This is a genomic window from Pseudomonas khavaziana, from assembly GCF_036704165.1.
Lineage (GTDB): Bacteria > Pseudomonadota > Gammaproteobacteria > Pseudomonadales > Pseudomonadaceae > Aquipseudomonas > Aquipseudomonas khavaziana.
In genome coordinates, this window is record NZ_CP129946.1 from 1,271,113 (window position 1) to 1,290,635 (window position 19,523).

The following is a 19,523-nucleotide window of genomic DNA, read 5'->3' on the forward strand; positions in this document are numbered from 1 at the left end:
ATTTGGAGAAACGCATCTGTGTTTCGCGGAGCTAACGCTATCAGTCTCGATGCAAAAGGCCGTCTCGCCATGCCGAGCCGGTATCGTGACGAGCTCATTTCGCGAAGTTCAGGCCAGTTGATCATCACGATTGACGCCGTTGATCCTTGTTTGTGTGTTTACCCCCTCGATGAGTGGGAGTTGATTGAAACCAAGTTGCGCGCACTGCCTTCATTGCGTGAAGAAAACCGCCGCCTCCAGCGTTTGCTGATCGGTAATGCCGTCGACCTTGAACTCGATGGCAGCGGTCGTTTCCTGGTGCCACCGCGTCTGCGCGAGTACGCCAAGCTCGACAAGCGCGCAATGCTGGTGGGCCAACTGAACAAGTTCCAATTGTGGGACGAAGATGCCTGGGATGCTGTTTCTGCAGCAGACCTGGCTGCTATTCAACAACCGGGCGCCATGCCTGATGAACTGCGTGATTTGATCCTGTGACTATTGATAGCGGCTTTAACCACATCACCGTACTGCTTGACGAAGCCGTCGAGGCTCTCGCCGTACGCGCGGATGGCTGCTATTTGGACGGCACCTTTGGCAGGGGCGGGCACAGCCGGTTGATACTCAGCCAGCTCGGGCCCGACGGTAAGCTCCTCGGGTTCGACAAAGACCCTCAAGCGATTGCCACCGGGCAAGCGCTAGCGGCCGAAGACGGCCGCTTTGTCGTTGTGCAACGCAGCTTTGCCGAGTTGGGTGCCGAAGTCGCCGAGCGCGGGATGGCGGGCAAGGTGGCCGGGGTTTTGCTCGACCTGGGCGTGTCTTCGCCCCAGCTCGACGACCCGGAGCGCGGCTTCAGCTTCATGAACGACGGCCCCCTAGACATGCGCATGGACCCCACTCGTGGGGTCAGTGCCGCACAGTTCATTGCCACCGCGCCGGTGGAAGAAATCGCCCGCGTATTCAAGGAATACGGTGAAGAACGCTTCGCCGGCCGCATGGCTCGTGCCGTGGTCGAGCGTCGCGAGATCCAGCCGTTCGAACGCACCGCTGACCTTGCCGAAGTGCTCAAGGTTGCCAACCCGGCCTGGGAGAAGGGCAAGAACCCGGCAACCCGTGCGTTCCAAGGCTTGCGCATTCACGTCAACAATGAACTGGGTGATCTGGAAGCCGGTCTCGAAGCCGCACTGGAGGCTCTGGAAGTGGGCGGTCGCCTGGTGGTGATCAGCTTCCACTCCCTGGAAGACCGCATCGTCAAACTGTTCATGCGCCGTCTGGTCAAGGGCGAGTCCGACAACCTGCCGCGCAACCTGCCGGTGCGTTTCGAAGCCTTTGTGCCGAAAATCAAAATCCATGGCAAAGCGCAGTTCGCTTCCGAAGCGGAGCTCAAGGCCAACCCACGTTCCCGTAGCGCCGTCATGCGCGTCGCGGAGAAGCTGCGGTGAGCAAGCTTTTCGCCAAGCCCCTCCCGGGCGGCAGCTTCTTTATGTTGCTGCTGTTTGTCGGCGTGCTGGTGTCCGCGATTGCGGTGTCCTACAGCGCCCATTGGAACCGCCAGTTGCTCAATACCCTGTACGGGGAATTGAGCGTGCGTGATAAAGCGCAGGCGGAGTGGGGCCGGTTGATCCTCGAGCAAAGCACCTGGACGGCCCACAGCCGTATCGAAGTGCTGGCCACCGAACAGTTGAAGATGCACATCCCTGGCGCGGCCGAAGTCCGCATGGTGGCGCCATGATGAAACTCGAAGGCGCACTCTACCCATGGCGCTTCCGCCTGATGCTCGGTTTGCTGGCATTGATGGTAGGCGCGATCGTCTGGCGTATCTTCGACCTGCAGGTGGTCGATCGTGACTTCCTGATCGGCCAGGGTGATGCTCGAAGCCTGCGACATATCCCGATTCCCGCGCACCGTGGCCTGATCACCGACCGTAACGGCGAGCCCCTGGCCGTCAGTACTCCGGTGACCACCCTGTGGGCCAATGCCAAGGAACTGCAGGTCGCCAAGGACAAGTGGCCTGAACTGGCCGCTGCCCTGGGGCAAGACCGCAAGGCTCTGACCGAGCGCCTGGAAGCCCAGGCCAATAAAGAATTCATCTACCTGGTTCGTGGCCTCACCCCCGAACAAGGCCAGCAAGTGCTCGATCTCAAAATCCCCGGTGTCTATGGCATCGAGGAGTTTCGTCGTTTCTACCCCGCGGGTGAAACCACGGCGCATATGGTTGGTTTTACCGATATCGATGACCATGGTCGCGAGGGCGTAGAACTGGCCTATGACGAATGGCTGGCTGGTGTGCCCGGCAAGCGCCAGGTCATCAAGGATCGGCGCGGCAGATTGATCAAGGATGTCCAGGTCACCAAGAACGCCAAGGCCGGCAAGCCCTTGGCGTTGTCGATTGACCTGCGCCTGCAATACCTGGCCAACCGTGAACTGCGTAACGCGATCATGGAGAACGGCGCCAAGGCCGGCAGCCTGGTGATCATGGATGTGAAGACCGGCGAGATCCTCGCCATGGTCAACCAGCCCACCTACAACCCGAACAACCGTCGCAACCTGCAGCCGGCGATGATGCGTAACCGCGCAATGATCGACGTATTCGAGCCGGGTTCGACCATGAAAGCCATCTCCATGAGCGCCGCCCTGGAAACCGGGCGCTGGAAACCCAGTGACAAGGTCGAGGTGTATCCAGGCACGCTGCAATTGGGCAAGTACACCATTCGTGACGTGTCCCGCAGCGAAGGCCCGATCCTGGATTTGACCGGTATCCTGATCAACTCCAGTAACGTCGGCATGAGCAAGGTTGCCTTCGATATCGGCGGCGAGGCCATCTATCGCCTGGCGCAAAAAATCGGCCTGGGGCAACCCACCGGCCTCAACTTCCCGGGTGAACGCGTCGGCAACCTGCCGAACTACCGCGAATGGAGAAAGGCCGAGACGGCCACGCTTTCCTACGGCTACGGCTTGTCGGTGACTGCGATCCAACTGGCCCACGCGTTCTCGGTATTGGCCAATAACGGCCGCATGGTCCCGCTGAGCCTGATCCATGTCGACGAACCGCCGCAAGCCACCCAGGTCATGCCCGAGAACGTCGCCAAGACCATCCAGGGCATGCTGCAACAAGTGATCGAAGCACCGCGTGGCGTATTCCGTGCCCAGGTGCCGGCCTATCACGTGGCAGGCAAGTCCGGTACTGCACGCAAGACCTCGGTGGGTACCAAAGGCTACGCCGAAAACTCCTATCGCTCGCTGTTCGCCGGCTTTGGCCCGATGAGCGATCCGCGCTACGCCATCGTCGTCGTGATCGACGAGCCAAGTAAAGCCGGCTACTTCGGTGGCCTGGTCTCGGCGCCGGTGTTCAGCAAAGTGATGTCCGGCACCCTGCGCCTGATGAACATCACGCCGGATAACTTGCCGCCGACCCAACAAGCCAATGCCGGGCCACCGGCCGCTGCCGTAAAAGCCAATGGAGGGCGCGGCTGATGTCTCTGAGCCTGAACAAGATTTTTGCCCATGCCGGCCGCGATCTGCTGATTCGCGAGTTGAGCCTGGACAGCCGTAATGTACGCGCCGGTGACCTGTTCCTGGCGGTGCCCGGCGGCAAGCTCGACGGTCGTGCGCACATTGCCGATGCCCTGCAACGCGGTGCGGCTGCCGTGGCCTATGAAGTGGAAGGCGCCACCGTGCTGCCGATCACCGACGTGCCGTTGATCCCGGTCAAGGGCCTCGCTGCGCAGTTGTCCGATATCGCCGGGCGTTTCTACGGTGACCCGAGCCGCCAGCTCAACCTGGTGGGGGTGACCGGCACCAATGGCAAGACCAGCGTGACCCAATTGGTCGCCCAGGCCCTTGATCTGTTGGGCCAGCACTGCGGCATTATCGGCACCCTGGGCACGGGCTTTTATGGTGCGCTGCAAAGCGGCCTGCACACCACACCGAATCCGATTGCCGTGCAAGCAACTCTGGCTGACCTGAAAAAGGCGGGTGCCAAGGCGGTTGCCATGGAAGTCTCATCCCACGGCCTGGAGCAGGGGCGAGTTACCGCCCTGGCCTTTGACGTGGCGGTGATGACCAACCTGTCCCGCGACCACCTCGACTACCATGGCACCATGGAGGCGTACGCCGCCGCCAAGGCCAAGTTGTTTGCCTGGAATGACTTGCAATGTCGGGTGGTCAACCTCGACGACGCATTCGGTCGCCAACTGGCTGGCGAAGACAGCGAAGCGCGCCTGATCAGCTATAGCCTGCAGGACCCCAGCGCGTACCTGTTCTGCCGTGAAGCCCAGTTCAATGACGAAGGCGTGCGCGCCACCTTGGTCACGCCCCAGGGCGAGCACCATTTGCGCAGCACCCTGCTCGGGCGTTTCAACCTGAGCAACCTGCTCGCCGCCATCGGCGCGTTGCTGGGCCTGGATTACGCCCTGGATGAAATCCTGCGCGTGCTGCCGAAGCTGGAAGGCCCGGCTGGCCGCATGCAGCGCCTGGGTGGCGGCACGCAGCCATTGGTGGTGGTCGATTACGCCCACACCCCGGATGCCTTGGAAAAAGTCCTCGAAGCCTTGCGCCCGCACGCCAAGGGCAAATTGCTCTGCCTGTTCGGCTGCGGTGGTGACCGTGATCGCGGCAAGCGTCCGTTGATGGCCGAGATCGTCGAGCGTCTGGCCGATGGCGTAGTCGTCACCGACGATAACCCACGCAGCGAAGACCCGAGCCAGATTTTTGACGACATCCGTGTCGGCTTCAAAGATGCCGCCAAGGCCACTTTCGTTGCCGGCCGCGGCGCCGCCATTGCCCAGTTGATTGCCAGCGCCGGCGTTGACGACGTGGTGGTCCTGGCGGGCAAAGGCCACGAGGACTATCAGGAAATCAACGGCGAACGCCATGCCTTCTCCGATCTGGCCGAGGCCGACCGCGCCCTGACCGCCTGGGAGGCTGCCCATGCTTAAGGCGATGAAATTCAGCGAACTGGCCCAGGCCCTGTCGGCCCGTGTACTGTCGAACGACTGCACGTTCACCGGCGTCAGTATCGACAGCCGCAATATCCAGCCGGAGCAATTGTTTGTCGCGCTGGCAGGCCCGCGTTTTGATGGTCACGACTACCTCAACGAAGTCGCCGCCAAGGGTGCCGTCGGCGCCTTGGTGCAGCGCGAAGTGGCAGACTCCACGTTGCCGCAACTGCTGGTTGCCGATACCCGCTTGGCCTTGGGCCAATTGGGTGCGCTCAACCGTGCCGCCTTCGATAAACCGGTAGCGGCCATCACCGGCTCCAGCGGCAAGACCACGGTCAAGGAATTGCTCGCCGGTGTCCTGCGCACGCGCGGGCCGGTACTCGCCACCCGTGGCAACCTGAACAATGACTTCGGTGCACCGCTGACCCTGCTTGAACTGGCCCCGGAACATACGGCGGCCGTGATCGAGCTGGGCGCTTCGCGTATCGGCGAAATCGCCTACACCGTGGCGCTGACCAAGCCCCACGTTGCAATCATCAACAACGCCGGTACCGCCCATGTCGGCGAATTCGGCGGCCCGGAAAAAATTGTCGAAGCCAAGGGCGAAATCCTTGAAGGCCTCGACGCCGCGGGCACTGCCGTACTGAACCTGGACGACAAGGCTTTCGAGACCTGGCGTGTCCGCGCCGCCGGTCGCAAGGTGCTGACGTTTGCAGTGCTGAACGCAGCCGCCGATTTCCATGCTTCCGACATTCGTGTCGACGCTCGTGGTTGCCCGTCCTTTACCTTGCACACCCCGCAAGGTGACACGCAGGTGCAGTTGAACCTGCTGGGCAACCATAACGTCGCCAACGCCCTGGCCGCCGCCGCCGCAGCCCACGCGCTGGGCGTGTCGCTGTTCGGTATTGCCACCGGCCTGGGCGCGGTGCAGCCGGTCAGGGGTCGTACCGTGGCGCAACTGGCCAGCAACGGCATGCGCGTGATCGATGACACCTACAACGCCAACCAGTCTTCCGTTTGCGCCGCCATCGACCTGCTCAAGGGCTTCGACGGTCGTAAGGTGCTGGTGTTGGGAGATATCGCCGAGCTGGGCGACTGGGCCGAGCAGTCCCACCGCGAAGTCGGCACCTACGCCGCCGCCAAGGTCGACGCGCTCTACGCAGTCGGCCCGAACATGGCTCACGCCGTTAGCGCCTTCGGTCCCGGTGCGCGACATTTTGCGACGCAGGCTGAGTTGATCCAGGCGCTGACTGCGACTGAACACGACAAACACACAACCATTTTGATCAAGGGATCGCGCAGCGCGGTGATGGAAAACGTCGTCGCAGCCTTGTGTGGCTCAAGTACGGAGAAACATTAATGCTGCTGCTGCTGGCTGAGTATCTGCAACAGTTCCACAAAGGCTTCGCGGTCTTTCAGTACCTGACCCTGCGCGGGATCCTGGGTGTGCTGACTGCGTTGTGTTTGTCGCTGTTCCTGGGGCCGTGGATGATCCGCACCCTGCAGAACCTGCAAATTGGTCAATCGGTTCGCAATGACGGCCCGCAGTCGCACCTGTCCAAGTCCGGCACCCCGACCATGGGCGGTGCGTTGATCCTGTCATCCATCGGCATCAGCACCTTGCTCTGGGCTGACCTGCACAACCGCTACGTGTGGGTGGTGCTGCTGGTGACCCTGTTGTTCGGCGCCATTGGCTGGGTCGATGACTACCGCAAGGTGATCGAGAAAAACTCCAAGGGGCTGCCAAGCCGCTGGAAGTATTTCTGGCAATCGGTGTTCGGTCTGGCCGCGGCGATTTTCCTCTACACCACCGCCCCGAGTGCAGTCGAGACCACCCTGATCATCCCGATGCTCAAGGACGCCAGCATTCCCCTGGGCATCGGTTTCGTGGTGCTGACCTACTTCGTGATCGTCGGCTCCAGCAATGCGGTCAACCTGACTGACGGCCTCGACGGCCTGGCGATCATGCCGACGGTGATGGTCGGCGGCGCGCTTGGCATCTTCTGCTACCTGTCGGGTAACGTGAAATTCGCTGAATACCTGCTGATCCCTTATGTACCGGGCGCGGGTGAGTTGATCGTGTTCTGCGGCGCGCTGATCGGCGCCGGCCTGGGGTTCCTGTGGTTCAACACCTACCCCGCACAAGTCTTCATGGGCGACGTCGGCGCACTGGCGCTGGGCGCAGCCCTGGGCACCATCGCGGTGATCGTCCGCCAGGAAATCGTGCTGTTCATCATGGGCGGTGTGTTCGTGATGGAAACCCTGTCGGTGGTCATCCAGGTGGCGTCCTTCAAATTGACCGGGCGTCGTGTGTTCCGCATGGCGCCGATCCACCACCACTTTGAACTCAAGGGCTGGCCCGAGCCACGCGTGATTGTCCGCTTCTGGATCATCACTGTGATTCTGGTACTGGTTGGCCTTGCCACCCTGAAACTGAGGTAGAAACGAGTGACCCTGATCGCTTCAGACCACTTCCGCATCGTTGTCGGCCTCGGCAAGAGCGGCATGTCCCTGGTTCGCTTCCTGGCGAACCGGGGCACGTCGTTTGCCGTGGCTGACACGCGGGAAAATCCACCGGAGCTGGTCACGCTGCGCCGTGACTACCCGCACGTGGAAGTGCGTTGTGGCGAGTTGGATGTCGAGTTTCTGTGCCGTGCCGATGAGCTCTACGTGAGCCCCGGCCTGGCCCTGGCGACACCGGCCCTGCAAGCCGCTGCGGCCCGTGGCGTTAAGCTGTCCGGCGATATCGACCTGTTCGCGCGTAACGCGAAGGCGCCGATCGTGGCCATCAGTGGCTCCAACGCGAAAAGCACCGTGACCACCCTGGTTGGCGAGATGGCGGCTGCGGCCGGCAAACGTGTGGCCGTGGGCGGCAATCTCGGCGTGCCAGCGCTGGACCTGCTCAGCGACGACGTCGAGCTTTACGTGATGGAGCTCTCGAGCTTCCAGTTGGAAACCACCCACGACCTCGGCGCCGAAGTGGCTACCGTGCTGAACGTCAGCGAAGACCACATGGACCGCTACAGTGGCCTGCCGGCTTATCACCTGGCCAAGCACCGGATCTTCCGTGGCGCCCGTCAAGTGGTGGTCAACCGTCAGGATGCCTTGAGCCGTCCGCTGATGGGCGAGGGCTTGCCATGCTGGACCTTCGGCCTGGGCAAGCCTGATTTCAAAGGCTTCGGCATTCGCGAGGAGAACGGCGAGAAATACCTGGCCTTCGAATTCCAGAATCTGATGCCGGTGCGCGAGCTGAAAATCCGCGGCGCCCATAACCAGTCCAATGCCTTGGCGGCCTTGGCGCTCGGGCATGCCGTCGGCTTGCCGTTCGACGCCATGCTCGCCAGCCTGCGCACGTTTGCCGGGCTCGAGCATCGCTGCCAGTGGGTACGCGACCTCAATGGCGTGAGCTATTACAACGATTCCAAAGCTACCAACGTCGGTGCCGCCCTGGCGGCCATCGAGGGGCTGGGGGCGGATATAGACGGCAAGCTGGTGTTGATCGCAGGTGGCGATGGCAAGGGCGCCGACTTCAAGGATCTTAAAGGCCCGGTGGCTGCACATTGCCGTGCCGTGGTGCTGATGGGCCGTGATTCGGATTTGATCGGCGCCGCCCTCGGCGATGGCGTGCCGCAAGTACGCGCGACCTCCCTGGACGACGCCATTGCCCAGTGCCAGGCGTTGGCCCAGCCGGGTGACGCCGTGTTGCTGTCGCCGGCCTGTGCCAGTTTCGACATGTTCAAGAACTACGAAGAGCGCGGCCAGCTGTTCGCTCGCGCCGTGGAGGCCTTGGCATGAACATCAACTTGCGCAACATTATCAAGCCGTACCCGTCGCCGATCATCACCGGGCGCGGTGTCGACCTTGATTTCCCGATGCTCGCCGGTTGCCTGGCGCTGCTTGGCCTGGGCCTGGTGATGATCACTTCGGCATCCTCCGAAGTGGCCGCCGTGCAGTCGGGCAATACCCTGTACATGATGATCCGTCACCTGGTCTACCTGGTGATCGGCCTCGGCGCATGCATCGTCACTATGATGATCCCCATCGCCACCTGGCAGCGCCTGGGTTGGCTGATGCTGATCGGTGCATTTGGCTTGCTGGTGATGGTGATCGTGCCCGGTATCGGTCGCGAGGTGAACGGCTCGATGCGCTGGATCGGCTTCGGCGCGTTCAACGTGCAGCCCTCGGAAATCGCCAAGGTGTTCGTGGTGATCTACCTCGCCGGCTATCTGGTGCGACGCCAGAAAGAAGTACGCGAAAGCTGGATGGGCTTCTTCAAGCCTTTCATCGTGCTGCTGCCCATGGCCGGCCTGTTGCTGATGGAACCGGACTTCGGCGCCACCGTGGTGATGATGGGAGCGGCGGCGGCGATGCTGTTCCTCGGCGGCGTCGGCCTGTTCCGTTTCACCTTGATGGTGGTGCTGGCGGTGGCTGCGGTGACGATTCTGGTACAGGCACAACCCTACCGGATGGCGCGCTTGATCACCTTTACCGATCCCTGGTCCGACCAGTTCGGTTCCGGCTACCAACTGACCCAGGCGCTGATCGCCTTCGGTCGCGGCGAGTGGCTGGGCGTGGGCCTGGGCAACAGTGTGCAGAAGCAGTTCTACCTACCGGAAGCGCACACCGACTTTGTGTTCTCGGTATTGGCCGAAGAGCTTGGCGTGGTCGGTTCGCTGTGCACCGTGGCGCTGTTCGTGTTTGTGTGTGTGCGCGGCATGTACATCGGCTTGTGGGCCGAGCGGGCCAAACAGTATTTCGCCGCCTATGTGGCCTATGGCTTGTCGTTCCTGTGGATCGGCCAGTTCCTGATCAACATCGGCGTGAACGTCGGCCTGCTGCCGACCAAGGGCCTGACGTTGCCGTTCCTCAGTTACGGCGGCAGTTCGTTGGTGATCTGCTGCGCCTGTCTTGGCTTGTTGCTGCGTATCGAGTGGGAGAGTCGGACCCACCTGGGCAGCGAAGAGATGGAGTTCAGCGAAAGCGACTTTGCCGAGGAGCCGACCCATGGGCGCTAACGTGCTGATCATGGCGGGCGGCACCGGGGGCCACGTGTTCCCGGCCCTGGCCTGTGCGCGTGAATTCCAAAGCCGCGGCTACACCGTGCACTGGCTGGGTACGCCCCGTGGCATCGAGAACGAGTTGGTGCCGAGTGCCGGCTTGCCCCTGCATTTGATCAACGTCACCGGTCTGCGCGGCAAGGGCAAGCTGTCCCTGCTCAAGGCACCGTTCGTATTGCTCAAAGCTGTGTGGCAGGCACGCAAGGTCATTCGTGAATTGAAGCCTGTGTGTGTGCTTGGCTTTGGTGGCTACGTGACCGGCCCGGGCGGCGTCGCCGCGAAGCTCGCCGGTGTACCGGTGATCGTGCACGAACAGAACGCGGTCGCCGGGACCGCCAACCGCCTGCTGGTGCCATTGGCCTCGCGGGTGTGTGAAGCCTTCCCGAAAACCTTCGCCGCCTCGGACAAGCTGCGTACCACCGGCAATCCGGTGCGTACCGAGCTGTTCATGGCCATTGCGCGTGATGCGCTGGCCGGGCGCAAGGCGCACCTGCTGATCCTGGGCGGAAGCCTGGGCGCCGAACCGTTGAACAAACTGTTGCCCGAAGCAGTGGCGCAGTTGCCTGTGGAGTTGCGCCCGGAGATCTTCCATCAGGCGGGCAAGCATCACGATGAAGTCACCGCGACGCGTTATCGCGAGGCCGGTGTGGAAGCGAATGTGCAGCCCTTCATCAAAGACATGGCCCAAGCCTATGGCTGGGCCGACCTGGTGGTCTGCCGCGCTGGTGCGCTGACCGTCAGTGAACTGGCCGCCGCCGGTCTGCCGTCCTTGCTGGTGCCTTTGCCCCACGCCATCGACGATCACCAGACCCGCAACGCCGAATATTTGGCCGGGGAGGGCGCTGCCTTCCTGCTGCCGCAAAGAACGACCGGCGCCGCCGATTTGGCCGCACGCCTGACCGAGGTTTTGATGCAACCGGAACGACTCAACAGCATGGCGAGCACCGCAAGCCGCCTGGCCAAACCTGACGCAACCCGCACGGTGGTGGATATCTGCCTGGAGGTGGCCCATGGTTGAGAATCAGAAAGCCATGCCGCAACCCGAGATGCGCCGCATTCGCCGTATCCACTTCGTCGGTATCGGCGGCGTGGGCATGTGCGGGATTGCCGAAGTGTTGCTGAACCTGGGCTACCAGGTGTCCGGCTCGGACTTGAAAGAGTCGCCGGTCACCGATCGTCTTAAGTCCTTTGGCGCGCAGATCTTTATCGGTCACCGTGCCGAGAACGCAGCCGAGGCCGATGTATTGGTGGTTTCCAGCGCCGTGAACACCTCCAACCCGGAAGTGGCCACTGCCCTTGAGCGCCGTATTCCAGTGGTGCCGCGTGCCGAGATGCTCGCCGAGCTGATGCGTTACCGCCACGGCATCGCCGTCGCCGGTACTCATGGCAAAACCACCACCACCAGCCTGATCGCCTCGGTGTTCGCCGCCGGCGGCCTGGACCCGACCTTCGTCATCGGTGGCCGCCTGAATGCAGCTGGCACCAATGCCCAGCTCGGCACCAGCCGCTACCTGATCGCCGAAGCCGATGAAAGTGACGCGAGCTTCCTGCACCTGCAACCGCTGGTCGCCGTCGTCACCAACATCGACGCCGACCATATGGCGACCTACGACGGCGACTTCAACAAGTTGAAGAAAACGTTCGTCGAATTCCTGCACAACCTGCCGTTCTACGGTTTGGCGGTGGTGTGCCTGGACGACCCGGTGGTGCGTGAAATCCTGCCGTTGGTCAAGCGTCCGACCGTGACCTATGGCTTCAGCGAAGATGCCGACGTGCGTGCGATCAATGTACGCCAGGAAGGCATGCAGACCTTTTTCACCGTGCTGCGTCCAGACCGTGAGCCGCTGGACGTGTCCGTCAACATGCCGGGCAACCACAACGTGTTGAACTCCCTGGCGACCATCTGCATCGCTTCCGACGAAGGCGTCAGCGATGAAGCCATCGTCGAGGGCCTGTCGCGCTTTGCCGGTGTGGGACGACGCTTCCAGGTCTATGGCCAGTTGCCGGTTGAAGGCGGCGATGTGATGCTGGTGGACGACTATGGTCATCACCCGACCGAAGTCGCGGCTGTGATCAAGGCCGTGCGCGGTGGCTGGCCGGAGCGCCGCCTGGTGATGGTCTACCAGCCGCACCGCTACAGCCGCACCCGCGACCTGTACGACGATTTCGTCAATGTACTGGCCGATGCCAACGTGCTGCTGTTGATGGAAGTCTACCCGGCCGGTGAAGAACCGATCCCGGGCGCCGACAGCCGCAAGTTGTGCAACAGCATCCGCCAGCGTGGCCAGTTGGACCCTATCTACATCGAGCGTGGCGTGGACCTGGCGCCTATCGTCAAGCCGCTGTTGCGTGCCGGCGACATCCTGCTGTGCCAGGGTGCCGGCGATATTGGCGGCCTTGCGCCCAAATTGCTGGCGAGTCCGTTGTTTGCCGCGGCAAAGGGGAAGTCGAAATGACCACTGACTACGGCTCCCTGTTTTCCACTATCGCGCCTGCCGACTTCGGCCGCGTGGCGGTATTGTTCGGCGGCAAGAGCGCTGAGCGCGAAGTGTCGCTCAAGTCCGGCAATGCCGTGCTCGACGCGCTGCAAAGTGCGGGTGTGAACGCTTTCGGTATCGACGTGGGCGATGACTTCCTCGCCCGCCTGCAGGCCGAAAAAATCGACCGCGCCTTCATCATTCTTCATGGCCGTGGTGGTGAAGACGGCAGCATGCAGGGCTTGCTGGAATGTGCCGGCATCCCTTACACCGGCAGCGGCATCCTGGCTTCGGCTCTGGCCATGGACAAGTTGCGCACCAAGCAGGTGTGGCACAGCCTGGGTATTCCGACGCCACGTCACGCCGTACTGTGCAGCGAAGACGATTGTATTTCTGCGGCCAAGGAACTGGGCCTGCCTTTGATCGTCAAACCAGCCCATGAAGGCTCCAGTATCGGCATGGCTAAAGTGAACTCGGCCGCCGAATTGATCAACGCATGGAAAGCGGCAAGTACCTACGATTCGCAAGTGTTGGTGGAACAGTGGATTTCCGGTCCCGAGTACACCATCGCCACCCTGCGTGGCCAGGTATTGCCGCCTATCGCATTGGGCACGCCCCACACCTTTTATGACTACGACGCCAAGTACCTGGCTTCCGATACCCAGTACCGGATCCCGTGTGGCCTCGATGCAAGCAAGGAACAGCAATTGATGGACCTCACGGCGAAAGCCTGTGAGGCGCTGGGTATCGCCGGTTGGGCGCGGGCAGACGTGATGCAGGATGACCAGGGGAATTTCTGGTTCCTTGAAGTCAACACTGCACCGGGCATGACCGACCACAGCCTGGTTCCCATGGCAGCCCGTGCCGCCGGCCTGGACTTCCAGCAGTTGGTGCTGGCGATCCTGGCCGACAGCATTGAGCCAAGAGGCTGAACACATGAAAGGCGCATCGCTTCGTCATCAGCCCCCACAAGCACCGAGCCGCAAGCCGGTGCCGCGGGGCGCCAGCCGAATGGTGGCTAAAGAGCCGATGTCGGCGCGCCTGCCAAAAGCCAACTTTGGTTTTATCAAGGCGCTGTTCTGGCCGGTATTGCTGGTGGTATTGGGCTTTGGTACCTACGAAGGCGCGCAGCGGCTGTTGCCGTATGCCGACCGGCCAATCACCAAGATCAGCGTGCAGGGCGACTTGAGCTACATCAGCCAGCAGGCGGTACAGCAGCGCATCGGCCCGTACCTGGCGGCGAGCTTTTTCACCATCGATCTGGCCGGTATGCGCCGGGAGCTGGAACAGATGCCGTGGATCGCCCACGCCGAAGTCCGCCGTGTCTGGCCGGACCAGGTGACGATCCGCCTGGAAGAACAACTGCCCGTGGCCCGTTGGGGCGATGAAGCGCTGTTGAACAACCAGGGCCAGGCGTTCACCCCGCGTGAGCTGGCCAACTACGAGCACCTGCCGCAGCTGTTCGGACCGCAGCGGGCGCAGCAGCAAGTGATGCAGCAGTACCAGGCCCTGAGCCAGATGCTGCGGCCACTGGGCTTCTCCATTGCACGCCTGGAATTGCGTGAGCGGGGCAGCTGGTTTTTGACGACCGGGGCAGGCAGTTCCGGCCCGGGCATCGAGTTGTTGCTGGGACGCGACCGCTTGGTGGAAAAGATGCGCCGCTTTATTGCCATCTATGAAAAAACCTTGAAAGAACAGATTACGAACATTGCGAGCGTCGACCTGCGTTACGCCAACGGCCTGGCCGTCGGCTGGCGTGCACCGGTTGCGCCCACGGCAGCACAACCCGCTGTCGCGAAGAATTAAGAAGAGGCAGGACCCATGGCAAACGTGCAAAGCGGCAAAATGATCGTCGGTCTCGATATCGGCACCTCCAAGGTGGTGGCGCTGGTGGGCGAGGTCGGGGAAGACGGCGCGATCGAAATCGTCGGTATTGGCACGCATCCGTCCCGGGGCCTGAAGAAGGGCGTGGTGGTGAACATCGAGTCCACCGTGCAATCGATCCAGCGCGCCATCGAAGAAGCGCAGCTGATGGCCGGTTGCCGGATCCACTCGGCGTTCGTCGGCGTGGCGGGCAACCATATCCGCAGCCTGAACTCCCACGGCATCGTGGCGATCCGCGACCGCGAAGTCAGCTCGGCCGACCTTGAGCGCGTCCTCGACGCCGCCCAGGCCGTGGCGATCCCGGCTGACCAGCGCGTGCTGCACACCCTGCCGCAGGACTACGTGATCGATAACCAGGAAGGCGTGCGCGAGCCCCTGGGCATGTCGGGCGTGCGTCTGGAAGCCAAGGTCCACGTCGTGACCTGTGCGGTCAACGCCGCGCAGAACATTGAAAAATGCGTGCGCCGCTGCGGCCTGGAAATCGACGACATCATTCTCGAGCAGTTGGCTTCGGCGTACTCGGTGCTGACCGACGACGAAAAAGAACTGGGCGTGTGCCTGGTGGACATCGGCGGCGGTACCACCGACATCGCGATCTTCACCGAGGGTGCGATCCGTCACACCGCCGTGATCCCGATTGCCGGCGACCAGGTCACCAACGACATCGCCATGGCGCTGCGCACACCGACCCAGTACGCCGAAGAAATCAAGATCCGCTACGCCTGCGCCCTGGCCAAGCTGGCCGGCGCCGGCGAGACCATCAAGGTGCCAAGTGTTGGCGACCGTCCACCCCGTGAGCTGTCGCGCCAGGCCCTGGCCGAAGTGGTCGAGCCACGCTACGACGAGCTGTTCACCCTGATCCAGGCTGAACTGCGCCGCAGCGGCTACGAAGATTTGATCCCGGCCGGCATCGTGCTGACCGGTGGCACCTCGAAGATGGAAGGCGCGGTCGAACTGGCCGAGGAAATCTTCCACATGCCTGTCCGCCTGGGCGTGCCCCACGGTGTGAAAGGCCTGGGCGACGTCGTGCGCAACCCGATTTATTCCACCGGTGTGGGCTTGCTGTTGTACGGGCTGCAAAAGCAGACCGACGGCATTTCCCTGTCGGGCCCGAGTATCCGCGACAGCTACCGCAGCGACGACGAAGTGAAAGCACCGTTGTTCGAGCGGCTGCAGGCTTGGGTCAAAGGCAATTTCTAAAGATTTACCGCGACACCGCAGCACCCGTAGTAAGCAGTAGGCGAAAAAACTAGAGAAAATGAAAGGAGAGGGAACATGTTCGAACTCGTAGACAACATCCCCGCAAGCCCGGTTATCAAAGTAATCGGTGTTGGCGGTGGCGGCGGCAACGCTGTCAATCACATGGTCAAGAGCAACATTGAAGGCGTTGAATTCATCTGCGCCAACACTGATGCCCAGGCGCTGAAAAGCATCGGCGCGCGGACCATCCTGCAATTGGGCACAGCCGTGACCAAGGGCCTCGGCGCTGGTGCCAATCCGGAAGTCGGCCGTCAAGCCGCCCTGGAAGACCGCGAGCGTATTGCCGAAGTGCTGCAGGGCACCAACATGGTGTTCATCACTACCGGCATGGGCGGCGGTACCGGTACCGGTGCTGCACCGATCATTGCCGAAGTGGCCAAGGAAATGGGGATCCTGACGGTTGCCGTCGTGACCCGTCCGTTCCCGTTCGAAGGCCGCAAGCGCATGCAGATCGCCGACGAAGGTATCCGTCTGCTGTCTGAAAGCGTCGACTCGTTGATCACCATCCCCAACGAGAAACTGCTGACCATCCTGGGCAAGGACGCCAGCCTGCTGTCCGCGTTCGCCAAGGCTGACGATGTACTGGCCGGTGCCGTCCGCGGTATCTCCGACATCATCAAGCGCCCGGGCATGATCAACGTCGACTTTGCCGACGTACGTACCGTGATGAGCGAAATGGGTATGGCGATGATGGGCACTGGCTGCGCCAGCGGTCCGAACCGTGCACGCGAAGCCACCGAAGCGGCCATTCGCAACCCGTTGCTCGAAGACGTGAACCTGCAAGGCGCACGCGGCATCCTGGTGAACATCACTGCCGGCCCTGACCTGTCCCTGGGTGAGTACTCCGACGTGGGTAGCATCATCGAAGCCTTTGCTTCCGAGCACGCCATGGTCAAGGTCGGTACCGTTATCGATCCGGACATGCGCGATGAGCTGCACGTAACCGTGGTTGCCACCGGCCTGGGTGCAAAAATCGAGAAGCCTGTGAAGGTCATCGACAACACCTTGCATAACAGCCAAGCCAGCCAGGCAGCTGCCGCTCCAGCCCCTGCTCGCCAGGAACTGCCGTCGGTCAACTACCGTGACCTGGACCGTCCGACCGTGATGCGCAACCAGGCCCAGGCCGGTGCTGCTGCGTCCCGTAGCCCGAATCCGCAAGATGACCTGGACTACCTGGACATCCCGGCATTCTTGCGTCGTCAGGCCGATTAATGGAATGTATCAGGGCTATGAAGGTGATTGGTGTTCAGCAAAGGTCTGGTCTGCTATTATCGCCAGCCTTTGTTGATACCAGTTCGCAATTTGCGCTGAAGCGGTCCAAGCCATGATTAAACAACGCACCCTGAAGAATATTATTCGTGCCACAGGTGTAGGTCTGCACTCCGGGGAAAAGGTCTACCTGACCCTCAAGCCTGCACCTGTCGACACCGGCATCGTGTTTGTGCGTGCCGACCTGGACCCTGTGGTGCAGATACCTGCTCGCGCGGAAAACGTTGGCGAAACCACTATGTCGACCACATTGGTCAACGGTGACGTCAAAGTGGACACGGTGGAGCACTTGCTCTCGGCCATGGCCGGTTTGGGCATCGATAACGCCTACGTCGAGCTCTCCGCGTCCGAAGTCCCGATCATGGATGGCAGCGCTGGACCCTTCGTATTCCTGATTCAATCTGCCGGCCTGGAAGAACAGGACGCAGCCAAGAAGTTCATACGCATTCTGCGGGAAGTGACAGTAGAAGACGGCGACAAGCGCGCCACCTTCGTCCCGTTCGAAGGCTTTAAAGTGAGCTTTGAGATCGATTTCGATCACCCGGTATTCCGTGACCGCACCCAAAGTGCAAGCGTGGATTTTTCCAGCACTTCGTTCGTAAAAGAAGTCAGCCGCGCCCGTACCTTCGGTTTCATGAGTGACATCGAGTACCTGCGCAAGCACAACCTCGCACTCGGCGGCAGCGTTGAAAACGCCATTGTGGTCGACGCGGATGGTGTACTGAACGAAGACGGCCTTCGCTATGAAGACGAATTCGTGAAGCACAAGATCCTCGATGCAATCGGTGACCTCTACCTGCTGGGCAATAGCCTGATAGGCGAGTTCAAAGGCTTCAAGTCGGGCCACGCCCTTAACAACCAGCTGCTGCGCAAGTTGATTGAGCAGACAGACGCTTGGGAAGTCGTGACCTTCGAAGATGCCAGCACCGCACCGATCTCTTACATGCGTCCCGTTGCGGCGGTGTAAGTAACAACTCTCTTTCTTTAGTTTTAAAGGCTGCCTTCGGGTGGCCTTTTTTTATGCCTGACTGTAGGAGCAAGCTTGCTCGCGAAGGTCGTCAACGGTAACGCGGGCATCCTGATTGAACGCAGTGCCCATGAGTTTTTCGCGAGCAAGCTCGCTCCTACACGGGCAGGGTCGCGGCATCGACAATCCGATTGCGTCCACTGTGCTTTGCCTCATACAACGCCTGGTCGGCCTTTAGCAGCAAGTCCTCAAGGGTATTGCGGCTGTGTTTGTGCCAGGTACTCAAGCCGATGCTCACGGTAACCGGCTGTCTACCCCCAGCCACCCGTGGCAAACGCTCGACGCTGATGCGGATGCGCTCGGCGATCACCCAGGCGCCCTTGGCGTCGGTATGGGGCAGCACCACGGCAAACTCTTCACCGCCATAGCGTGCTGACAGGTCGGCCGGACGGCGGATATTGCTGTCGATCACCTGCGCGACCGCGCGCAACGCATCATCGCCACCCTGGTGACCGTGGCGGTCGTTGAAGGCCTTGAAGTGGTCCACATCGATCATCAGCATGGTCAAGGGCTCGGTCGAGCGCTGTGCCCGGTCCCATTCCAGGCGCAGGCGCTCGTCCAGGGTGCGACGGTTGGCCAGGCCGGTGAGGGCATCGGTGGCTGCCAGTTCTGACAGCACCTGTTCAGCGCGATGACGACGGCGCAGCTCCATGCACAGCGCCCAGGTCAGCCACAACAGGCCTACGCACAGCACGCCTGTGGCGATGCTCACCAGCCACGCCGCACGCCGCCATGGCGCAAATATCTCGTTGCTGGACAGGGCCACCGCGACAATCAGCGGCAGGTTGCCCACACTGGAGAAACTGTAGAGCCGCGCCTGGTGATCGATACTGGAGATACTCTGGAAGCTGCCATCGCGCTCGCGCAGCATGCGTGCCACATTGGGGCGCTGGCTGAGATCCTTGTCGATCATCCCTGCTTCCAGCAAAGGTTCTTGGGCCAACAGGATGCCTTGGTGGTTGAGCAGGTTGATGGTGCTGTTGCGGCCGATATTCAGGCTGCTGAACAACTGGTGGAAATACGACAAGCGCATGGAGGCCGCGGCCACTCCCAGGAAACGCCCGTCCGGTGACGAAACACGACGGCTGAATGCGATGCGCCATGGGTCATCGCACACACAGCGGGCCATGAATGGACGGCTGATATATAACCCCGCGTCCGGATTCTCGCGGTGCACCTGAAAATAATCCCGATCAGAGAAGTTACCCAGCTTGGGTGTAAGCAGGGACGAATCGGCAATCACCTCGCCGTTCGGGTCCAGCAGCAGGATATCGCCTTTGTACGGCGCCGCCGCCGAGCGGTCGAACAGCACCAGATGACGGATGCTCGCTGAAACGTCTTGCAGGTCAGTGCGCTCGGCTGCCGTAATCAGGCCTTTGAGGGCCATGTCGTAGAGCTCCACGTTGCGCAGCACGTCGGCATCGATCAATTGAGTGATGGTGTTGGCGGTGCGCTTGGCCGTCTGCAAGGTATTGGCCTGTTCCCGAATCAGCAGCGCGGTGACGATCCCCACGATCAGCAACACTGTCAGCGTACTGCCCAGGATCAGCAAGCGCTCCGGGCGGCGGTCAGGACGGGTAAGGCTTGGGCTCATCGGACGCACTTCTGCTTTGGGGATGCCCATAGCTTAGTA

17 protein-coding genes are annotated in these 19,523 nt (G+C 61.6%); 16 read left to right on the forward strand and 1 reads right to left on the reverse strand.

Annotated features, from left to right (window positions below):
* Positions 1–18 precede the first annotated feature (18 nt).
* The 16 genes from mraZ to lpxC all read left to right on the forward strand — a co-directional run bounded on the left by mraZ (position 19) and on the right by lpxC (position 17,830).
* Positions 19–474 carry a division/cell wall cluster transcriptional repressor MraZ gene (gene mraZ / locus QYQ93_RS05625; protein ID WP_003171868.1) on the forward strand — a complete coding sequence of 152 codons (456 nt, stop codon included), beginning with the start codon at positions 19–21 and terminating at the stop codon, positions 472–474.
* Positions 471–1,418: a 16S rRNA (cytosine(1402)-N(4))-methyltransferase RsmH gene (gene rsmH, locus QYQ93_RS05630; RefSeq protein ID WP_010213048.1), complete on the forward strand. Its 948-nt coding sequence runs from the start codon at positions 471–473 to the stop codon at positions 1,416–1,418. The genes mraZ and rsmH overlap by 4 nt, the downstream gene beginning before the upstream one ends.
* Positions 1,415–1,708 (forward strand): cell division protein FtsL, encoded by a 294-nt coding sequence (gene ftsL, locus QYQ93_RS05635; protein WP_003188663.1) that lies wholly within the window; start codon positions 1,415–1,417, stop codon positions 1,706–1,708. Before rsmH ends, ftsL begins: the two co-directional genes overlap by 4 nt.
* Positions 1,708–3,450, forward strand: a complete 1,743-nt coding sequence (locus QYQ93_RS05640; protein WP_164486659.1) for a peptidoglycan D,D-transpeptidase FtsI family protein — start codon at positions 1,708–1,710, stop codon at positions 3,448–3,450. Before ftsL ends, QYQ93_RS05640 begins: the two co-directional genes overlap by 1 nt.
* On the forward strand, positions 3,450–4,913 hold the full coding sequence (locus tag QYQ93_RS05645; RefSeq protein WP_217880111.1) for a UDP-N-acetylmuramoyl-L-alanyl-D-glutamate--2,6-diaminopimelate ligase: 1,464 nt from the start codon (positions 3,450–3,452) through the stop codon (positions 4,911–4,913). Before QYQ93_RS05640 ends, QYQ93_RS05645 begins: the two co-directional genes overlap by 1 nt.
* Positions 4,906–6,276 carry a UDP-N-acetylmuramoyl-tripeptide--D-alanyl-D-alanine ligase gene (locus QYQ93_RS05650; protein ID WP_338476490.1) on the forward strand — a complete coding sequence of 457 codons (1,371 nt, stop codon included), beginning with the start codon at positions 4,906–4,908 and terminating at the stop codon, positions 6,274–6,276. Before QYQ93_RS05645 ends, QYQ93_RS05650 begins: the two co-directional genes overlap by 8 nt.
* On the forward strand, positions 6,276–7,358 hold the full coding sequence (gene mraY, locus QYQ93_RS05655) for a phospho-N-acetylmuramoyl-pentapeptide-transferase (RefSeq protein ID WP_004371987.1): 1,083 nt from the start codon (positions 6,276–6,278) through the stop codon (positions 7,356–7,358). The genes QYQ93_RS05650 and mraY overlap by 1 nt, the downstream gene beginning before the upstream one ends.
* A gap of 6 nt (positions 7,359–7,364) precedes the next feature.
* Positions 7,365–8,711, forward strand: coding sequence for a UDP-N-acetylmuramoyl-L-alanine--D-glutamate ligase (gene murD / locus QYQ93_RS05660; RefSeq protein WP_043050545.1), 1,347 nt, complete (start codon positions 7,365–7,367; stop codon positions 8,709–8,711).
* Complete coding sequence (gene ftsW / locus QYQ93_RS05665; RefSeq protein ID WP_043050546.1) at positions 8,708–9,931, forward strand: putative lipid II flippase FtsW; 1,224 nt, start codon at positions 8,708–8,710, stop codon at positions 9,929–9,931. Before murD ends, ftsW begins: the two co-directional genes overlap by 4 nt.
* Positions 9,921–10,991 (forward strand): undecaprenyldiphospho-muramoylpentapeptide beta-N-acetylglucosaminyltransferase, encoded by a 1,071-nt coding sequence (murG, locus tag QYQ93_RS05670; protein WP_043050547.1) that lies wholly within the window; start codon positions 9,921–9,923, stop codon positions 10,989–10,991. The genes ftsW and murG overlap by 11 nt, the downstream gene beginning before the upstream one ends.
* Positions 10,984–12,429: a UDP-N-acetylmuramate--L-alanine ligase gene (gene murC / locus QYQ93_RS05675; RefSeq protein ID WP_043050548.1), complete on the forward strand. Its 1,446-nt coding sequence runs from the start codon at positions 10,984–10,986 to the stop codon at positions 12,427–12,429. The genes murG and murC overlap by 8 nt, the downstream gene beginning before the upstream one ends.
* Positions 12,426–13,382, forward strand: coding sequence for a D-alanine--D-alanine ligase (locus tag QYQ93_RS05680; protein WP_338476491.1), 957 nt, complete (start codon positions 12,426–12,428; stop codon positions 13,380–13,382). The genes murC and QYQ93_RS05680 overlap by 4 nt, the downstream gene beginning before the upstream one ends.
* Positions 13,383–13,386: 4 nt before the next feature.
* Entirely contained in the window at positions 13,387–14,256 is an 870-nt protein-coding gene (locus QYQ93_RS05685) for a cell division protein FtsQ/DivIB (protein WP_043050550.1), read from the forward strand.
* A gap of 15 nt (positions 14,257–14,271) precedes the next feature.
* Entirely contained in the window at positions 14,272–15,534 is a 1,263-nt protein-coding gene (ftsA, locus tag QYQ93_RS05690; RefSeq protein WP_043050551.1) for a cell division protein FtsA, read from the forward strand.
* A gap of 75 nt (positions 15,535–15,609) precedes the next feature.
* Positions 15,610–16,806, forward strand: a complete 1,197-nt coding sequence (ftsZ, locus tag QYQ93_RS05695) for a cell division protein FtsZ (protein ID WP_043050552.1) — start codon at positions 15,610–15,612, stop codon at positions 16,804–16,806.
* 112 nt (positions 16,807–16,918) lie between these two features.
* On the forward strand, positions 16,919–17,830 hold the full coding sequence (gene lpxC, locus QYQ93_RS05700; protein ID WP_003171886.1) for a UDP-3-O-acyl-N-acetylglucosamine deacetylase: 912 nt from the start codon (positions 16,919–16,921) through the stop codon (positions 17,828–17,830).
* Positions 17,831–17,987: 157 nt separating this feature from the next.
* On the opposite strand, the gene QYQ93_RS05705 is transcribed toward lpxC, so the two are convergent.
* The gene (locus QYQ93_RS05705) at positions 17,988–19,484 is read right to left on the reverse strand and encodes a diguanylate cyclase (protein WP_338476492.1); all 1,497 of its coding nucleotides are present in this window, start codon (positions 19,482–19,484) and stop codon (positions 17,988–17,990) included.
* Between the last annotated feature and the right edge of the window lie 39 nt (positions 19,485–19,523).

Excerpts from the sequence above, each read along its gene's own strand:
- ftsA (WP_043050551.1), top strand. The coding sequence starts at position 14,272 with ATGGCAAACGTGCAAAGCGGCAAAATGATCGTCGGTCTCGATATCGGC.
- ftsW (WP_043050546.1), top strand. The coding sequence starts at position 8,708 with ATGAACATCAACTTGCGCAACATTATCAAGCCGTACCCGTCGCCGATC.
- mraY (WP_004371987.1), top strand. The coding sequence starts at position 6,276 with ATGCTGCTGCTGCTGGCTGAGTATCTGCAACAGTTCCACAAAGGCTTC.
- QYQ93_RS05650 (WP_338476490.1), top strand. The coding sequence starts at position 4,906 with ATGCTTAAGGCGATGAAATTCAGCGAACTGGCCCAGGCCCTGTCGGCC.
- ftsZ (WP_043050552.1), top strand. The coding sequence starts at position 15,610 with ATGTTCGAACTCGTAGACAACATCCCCGCAAGCCCGGTTATCAAAGTA.
- QYQ93_RS05685 (WP_043050550.1), top strand. The coding sequence starts at position 13,387 with ATGAAAGGCGCATCGCTTCGTCATCAGCCCCCACAAGCACCGAGCCGC.
- QYQ93_RS05680 (WP_338476491.1), top strand. The coding sequence starts at position 12,426 with ATGACCACTGACTACGGCTCCCTGTTTTCCACTATCGCGCCTGCCGAC.
- QYQ93_RS05645 (WP_217880111.1), top strand. The coding sequence starts at position 3,450 with ATGTCTCTGAGCCTGAACAAGATTTTTGCCCATGCCGGCCGCGATCTG.
- QYQ93_RS05640 (WP_164486659.1), top strand. The coding sequence starts at position 1,708 with ATGAAACTCGAAGGCGCACTCTACCCATGGCGCTTCCGCCTGATGCTC.
- lpxC (WP_003171886.1), top strand. The coding sequence starts at position 16,919 with ATGATTAAACAACGCACCCTGAAGAATATTATTCGTGCCACAGGTGTA.
- murG (WP_043050547.1), top strand. The coding sequence starts at position 9,921 with ATGGGCGCTAACGTGCTGATCATGGCGGGCGGCACCGGGGGCCACGTG.
- QYQ93_RS05705 (WP_338476492.1), bottom strand. The coding sequence starts at position 19,484 with ATGAGCCCAAGCCTTACCCGTCCTGACCGCCGCCCGGAGCGCTTGCTG.
- murC (WP_043050548.1), top strand. The coding sequence starts at position 10,984 with ATGGTTGAGAATCAGAAAGCCATGCCGCAACCCGAGATGCGCCGCATT.